Genomic DNA, 5,937 nt, shown 5'->3' on the forward strand with positions numbered 1-5,937 from the left:
TTTGCCGTCGCCGTTGTTGTCACTGCTCGTGGATGTCAGATCATAGCGGTAGGTAATAACTGAGTCTATTATCCCATCACTGTTGTTGTCTGTCCTCTCAGATATCACTTTGCCATCGACATCGTAAGTGTAAGTTGTGGTTGAGGTCATAAAATTAGTGTTCTTTATCTGTTTGATTCCACTTGTGTACTGCTATGTGTTTTCATCACACATCGCTATGTTCTGCAAAATCTTTTTATCTACCAAGTCTGGGTAGTTAAATGTATTTTTGCTACATCAGTCACAAAAATGATATGATGTAGAATTTTTTAAGTCAATCTTGTTAATGACATTATTTATATGACATACATTATTGCTAACTTAACCAACTTGGTATACTCATTCCCAGGGAAACGCAAAGTTTTTAAATTCCATTCGCTGGAAACTTATCCCCCACGGGTGGAAAGGCTTTGAAACCTAGTAGGGGCACACAATTACAGCTAGCTGTGCGCCCCTACGAATTGTCTGTACTCCACGCAATTTAAAACCGCTATATGTCTATTTAAGCGGACGTGATATGAGACAGCAGTTGGGCAATTTGCTGATTAATAATTGCAACATCAAAACGCCGACTAGCCGTAGTTCTGGCATTCTTGGCAATAGTTGCAGTTATTTCCGTCTCCTGAAGACAGGTGATAATTACTTCTGCAAGTTCCTGGGGTTTTCCTGGTGTCACTAGAAAACCATTAAGTCCATGTTCTACTAATTCCATTACACCCCCAGCTTTTGCTGCAACTACAGGTTTTCCACATAGCATTGCCTCTACAATCACTCTACCAAAAGGTTCTGGGGAAGTAGAGGTATGTGCCACCAAGTCACAAGCTGCCATTAACTGGGGAATATCTGAACGAAATCCTAAAAATTTGACACGGTTTTCTAATCCCAGGTGAGCAACTTGTTGGTGTAACTTTTGCACGTAATCTTGTTCGCCAAACAGTGCATCACCGACTAAAATTGCTGTCACCTCTGGCGGACATTTGGCAAGGGCATCAATTAAAATATGCTGCCCTTTCCAAGGTGCAAGACGGCTAAAGTGTCCGACGACAAATTTTCCTTGCAATCCTAACTCTTGCTGCAATTTATTAATGTCAGACTCATTAGTTTGATAATTTTTTGGCTCAAAGCCATTATAGACAACTTCGATAATATCTGGCCGTCCTCCTGCTTGCAGAAAGGCTGTTTTACTAGCTTGGGAATTGGCAATTACTAATGATGCACAACGATTTGCTAAGTTAATAGCAATGCGAAGATTAGTTTGGCTAAAATGATCTTTGGAAAGAATATCATGTAAATGATAAACCAGAGGACGACGACTGAAAAAACTTGCTAATGCTCCGACAACTAATGCTTTTTGGGTGTTGGCATAGATGAAATCGTATTCACGCGCTTTTTTAATCACCTTAATAATCAAAGGTGCAAGTTGTCCCAAACTCGTTAATCCTTGCACCAAACTGCTTTCTTTGCGAACTTTGATTGCGTGACTTGTGAGAACTTCTACTGGGATATGATTTTGCTCTAGTAAAGTTCTAAAAGGGCCATCTGCAAATAAACCTACCAAAGCGTGATTACAGTATGGTTTAGCAATATCTATTAAACATAATTCTGCACCGCCTGGTTTACCGCTTTGGTCTAGGAAAAAAATTTTCATAAAAGTTCCTTATAATACACTACAGAAACACGGAATTTTGCGTCTCTAGTTTAAGCTAATAAAATCTTCCGTACTTGCTGGGCAATTTCATTCCAGTCGTAGTGTGTGGTGGTGTACTGGCGACAGGCTGATCGTGAAGGTATGGGGATGTTTCCCAAAAGCACTTGTTCTAATTTTTTAGCAATGGCTGAGGCTTCTATTGAAGTAGTAATTAAATCAGGTGAGAATCCTGATAAAATTTCTGGCATTCCCCCAACGGGGGTACATAAAACAGGAGTACCACAGGCTAAAGACTCAATTATTACTAATCCAAATCCTTCAAAAGATTGACTAGGCATAATAGTCAATTCCGCAGCTTGGTAAGCTATAGGTAATTGCTCATCCGGTAGAAAACCTAAAAATTTAACGTTGTCGTCTAGTCCTAATTCTGTAGCTTGTTGCTGTAGTGCAGCTTGGATATGACCACGACCTGCGATCGCTAGCCAAACATCTGGTATTCTGGGCTTAATTATAGCTAGTGCTTGCAATAATTTGTCAAGCCCGGTTCGATGTACTAAGCGGCGTGATGTAAATAGGATACGGCGATTACTTGGCCAGCCTAGCTTTGTACAAGCCTCCTGGGGTGATAAATTCGGCTGAAACCAGTTGATATCAACTCCACCAGGAATAATATTAATTTTGCTCCACGGTACTTGATATTTCTCATGTAAAATTTTACCAAATGCTTTGCTCAAAACAATGAAGCGATCGCAGCGATTATAAGTGTTTTGTTCTATTAGCCAGTGCTTGATTAAAAGACTAAGGTTTTTATTAACTACCTCTTGCTGACTCTCAGAAGCCCAAGGCCCATGAAAGTTAAAGGTAACTGGTACTCCCTTTGGTAAAATATCTAAAAGAGGAAAGCTATATAATGCAAAATGCAAATTAATAGCATCTGGTTTGCTTGTTCTTGTTTTCTGGAAATTAGTGCGAATCGACCATAATCTTTGCCAAATAGCACTGTCGGGACTCGCCAAATTATTCAGCTTAATCGGTGAATTTATTTCAGCCTCAGGTAGACCAACTCCGCATAATTCAACCTGGTCTTTATTTTCAGCTAATTTATGAACTAACTCATAAATATACCTTTCTAATCCTCCGGGACTTTTAGGGAACCAGCCTAATCCAAGAGTGAGAATAGATGCAGATGATGAAGCAAAGTTCTCTGTTTGATTTTCCACTGATGTGTCTCCTCTAAATATATTAAAACAGGCCCCTACAGCATGTTCCAAAGCTGAATCACTAGATTAAATACACATTACCAATAAGAATTTTAGATAGAACACCAATTTATAAACTATTTATATGTCAACGTCAACAACGAATAAAAACTTGTGTTTTTCTTAACTGCATAACACTCAGTTTGGTACATCTGATACCTGCCAATTAACGAAGGTGAATCCGAGATAGGGAAAGACAAAAACCACTATAAATTAATAATTATGAATTTTTTTTGTATCAATATTTACCAATAGTAGTTAATTTTAAGTAAAAACTAATACCTTAAATAAGGGTTTCAAGATATTAGCTGAATAATCATAAGGATAAAGTAAGTATTGTAAAAATTATGTGAAGTTCCTGATTGTTTATAATAATTATATTTTTTACGGATTACCGAAAAAACGATTGTAGATAAATAATTAAAAGCTTAAAAAATATATGAAAAATAAATTCCTGGCGCAGTTAATAAAACTCCGTCACAAACTCAACCAGCACATCAAAAAAATATTTAAGATTAGATATTTACAAAAAAGTAAAATTTTCAACTTTTTACTTAGTCTGACTGTTGGGGTAATTGTTACTATCATTGGAATTACAACAGACTGGGCGACAACTGGAACACCCACACTCACCTATAAAACATCGTGGATAGGTAATACTATTGGCAGTGGAAATCTGCGGGTACAAAACAATATTGAGGCAATGTATGTTGCCCCTGATGGCACAGTTTATACTAACAGCCATTGGGATGAGGCGGGAATGGAAGCAGCCATATATAAGGATGGTAAGGTTATTGGTGCTATTGGGGATACTCACGGCTGGAGTCGTGGTGGTGGCATAGCTGTAACAGCAAATAGTAAATATATTTACATTGCCATGACTCAGGGATCGAAGGGCAAAACCGATGAAGATTACCCAGGAGAAGGAACAACTTGGCATTGCGTTAGACGCTATGATTTGTCGGGAAAACCTGCGCCTTTTCCTAATGGGCGTGGCTGGGATAAAAGTATGTTGATTACCAGTACTAAAAGTGAACTCACTGGATTAGCAACTGTGGGAAGCGAGTTGTATGTGAGTGATTTTGCTACTAACCGCGTTCGTGTCTATGATACTGATACGATGAAGGAACTCCGCAGCTTTACTGTTGCTAATCCGGGAGCAATAACTATTGATCCACAAAAAAATCTGTGGATTATTCAAAGCAAAAATGGCAGTAAGCCTGCCAAGATTCTCCATTATTCGCCGAGTGGAAAGCAATTACCCCAAGAGATTGCAGATATCGTTGAACCAACTGCGATCGCAATTAATCATCAAGGTAAGCTGTTGGTGGCAGAAAATGGGCCACGTCAGCAAATGTTGATTTATGACATCAAAGATAAGCCAGTGCAGGTGGATAGTTTTGGCTGTAAGGGTGGTATCTATGCAGGAGTTCCTGGTGAAGTTCGAGATTTGAAACTTTATGGACTTACCGGAGTCGGTACAGATGCTTCAGGCAATATCTATATAAATAGTAATGGTTTCAACAAATCAGGAACAGATTTGCGGAAATTTTCGCCATCGGGAAAACTAATATGGCGATCGCTGGGATTGATATTCGTCGATAATGCAGATGCTGATCCTAAAACTGATGGTGTAGATTTATTCACCAAACAAGAACACTATTTGATGGATTACAGCAAGCCTGCTGGTAAGCAATGGACTTATAAAGCCTACACCTTAAATCCTTTCAAATATCCTCAAGATCCGCGTCTGCATACATCGCCAGACGGAACCTTTGTACGCCGCATCCAAGGGAAGCCGTTTTTGTTTCTCACAGATATGTATAACAGCTTTCTGGAAATATATCGTTTCAATCCAGACACAGATGGCAAAGTAGCTATTCCAGCCGGAATGTTTGTCGGTAGCAATGGTGCAGATAAACCATTTCTCAAGGGAAATTGGCCAGCGAATCAACCAAAACAAGGGGAATGGATCTGGCGCGATCGCAACGGTAATGGCAAATTTGAAAACAACGAATATGATACCAGCAAAGATTATCCCTATATCGGCGGCTGGTGGGTAGACAGCAAAGGAGATGTTTGGAAAGCTTTGCGAACAGAAGATGGCATTCGACACTATCCTTTACAGGGAATAGATGCTAAAGGCAACCCCATCTACAACTATAGTTCGATGGAAAAGCAAACTACTCCCAAAATATTTAACGACTTACGGCGGCTCGAATATTTACCCCAAACAGATACCATGTATTTGTCAGGCTTTACAGGAGATCACCCCGCCTCTGGCGATGACACTGGAGTTGCTGGATCTGAAATTGCCCGTTTTGACAACTGGAGTAAAGGAAATCGTACTCCCAAGTGGCGAATTGTGATTCCTTATGACACTACCGGCAAGCGCGAAGTGTCTACAGCTGCAATAAGTGTGGCGGGAGATCGTGTATTTGCCGTGACAGTTAAAACCGCAGAGGTATATGTCTACAATGCCACGACGGGAGTGCAAGTACAACAGTTAAAACCAGGCCCAGAAGTTGGCAGCGAAAGTGGCTGGATTGATATACCCTACGGTATCCGCGCTTTTCGGCGTTCCAATGGTGAGTATCTGGTATTTGTGGAAGAAAATTGGAAAGGAAAAGTGATTATGTATCGGCTGGCGGGGTGAGTATTTACAGTAATATAGCGGTTCTTGTTTACGTGAGGTACACCCGTAGGGGCACGGCAGTGCCGTGCCCCTACACCTGGCGATATAATGTTGTACCGCATCTGAATGGGAACCGCTATAAGGAGGGAATTAGAGCAAGCCTTTTTACGTGCCTCAAATGTTGGGGGATGGGGAAGGTTAGAAAGAAAATTTGTGCCGTCTGCAATGGGACAGGCACAATAGGCATAATCTAAATTATCTAGAGTGAAGCTATAACGCACCCTACTTAAGATTTACTGCATTAATGAGTCTTTGATACTCGTGAATGAGTCTTTGAACTCCGTTAACGAGTCTTT

At 40.2% G+C, this 5,937-nt stretch carries 3 protein-coding genes; 1 reads left to right on the plus strand and 2 read right to left on the minus strand.

The annotated features are described in order from the left end of the window. Positions 1–541: 541 nt before the first annotated feature. Complete coding sequence (locus ACFFAP_RS34830; RefSeq protein WP_375515489.1) at positions 542–1,687, minus strand: glycosyltransferase family 4 protein; 1,146 nt, start codon at positions 1,685–1,687, stop codon at positions 542–544. 50 nt (positions 1,688–1,737) lie between these two features. Continuing rightward, a complete protein-coding gene (locus tag ACFFAP_RS34835) occupies positions 1,738–2,907 on the minus strand; it encodes a glycosyltransferase family 4 protein (RefSeq protein WP_375515490.1) in 1,170 nt (389 codons plus the stop codon). A gap of 478 nt (positions 2,908–3,385) precedes the next feature. Here ACFFAP_RS34835 and ACFFAP_RS34840 point away from each other — a divergent pair, with 478 nt between their 5' ends. Continuing rightward, entirely contained in the window at positions 3,386–5,602 is a 2,217-nt protein-coding gene (locus tag ACFFAP_RS34840; protein ID WP_375515491.1) for a hypothetical protein, read from the plus strand. The last annotated feature ends 335 nt before the right edge of the window (positions 5,603–5,937 follow it).

The organism is uncultured Nostoc sp., from assembly GCF_964245575.1.
Lineage (GTDB): Bacteria > Cyanobacteriota > Cyanobacteriia > Cyanobacteriales > Nostocaceae > Nostoc.

What these genes read in the sequence shown, in the direction of transcription:
- ACFFAP_RS34830 (WP_375515489.1), bottom strand. Translation starts at nt 1,687, where the DNA reads ATGAAAATTTTTTTCCTAGACCAAAGCGGTAAACCAGGCGGTGCAGAA.
- ACFFAP_RS34840 (WP_375515491.1), top strand. Translation starts at nt 3,386, where the DNA reads ATGAAAAATAAATTCCTGGCGCAGTTAATAAAACTCCGTCACAAACTC.